At 71.1% G+C, this 447-nt stretch carries 1 protein-coding gene; it reads left to right on the forward strand.

The features are described 5' to 3' along the window. Window positions 1-288, forward strand: a 288-nt coding sequence (locus AC1DYK_RS35800) for an isocitrate lyase/phosphoenolpyruvate mutase family protein (protein ID WP_478170586.1), incomplete at its 5' end; no start/stop codon positions are given. Between the last annotated feature and the right edge of the window lie 159 nt (window positions 289-447).

Here is a 447-nt window from a genome sequence, read left to right on the forward strand (position 1 = left end):
GTCCCAGGCCTGACCGACCCCACCGCGATCGCCGCACTGGTGAAGAGTCTGGAGGCGCCCCTCAACATCCTCTACTCCCCGTCCGGGCCCACGGTCGCCCAGCTCGGCGAACTGGGGGTGCGCAGGGTGAGTCTCGGCTCGCTGCTGTACCGGGCGGCGCTCGGGGAGGCGATGGCCGTGGCGGCGAACATCCGGTCGGGCCGGCCGGTGGGCGGGGACGTACCGACGTACGCACAGGTGCAGAACCTGAGCGTACGTGGGCACGACCCGGGCCCGGGCTCGCGCTGAGCCCGGGCGATCAGTTGGCGAAATCGTCGCCGAAGTAGGAGATCCCGGCAGGCCCGCCGACCGATCCCGGGCCGAAGGCCGTCGATCCGGTCGCCGTGATGCCGCTGGTCCCCGTCTTGAACAGCCAGACCGAACCGACGCCGTTGTTCTCAGCGGAAG

Source organism: Variovorax sp. P2_H12 (assembly GCF_056403395.1).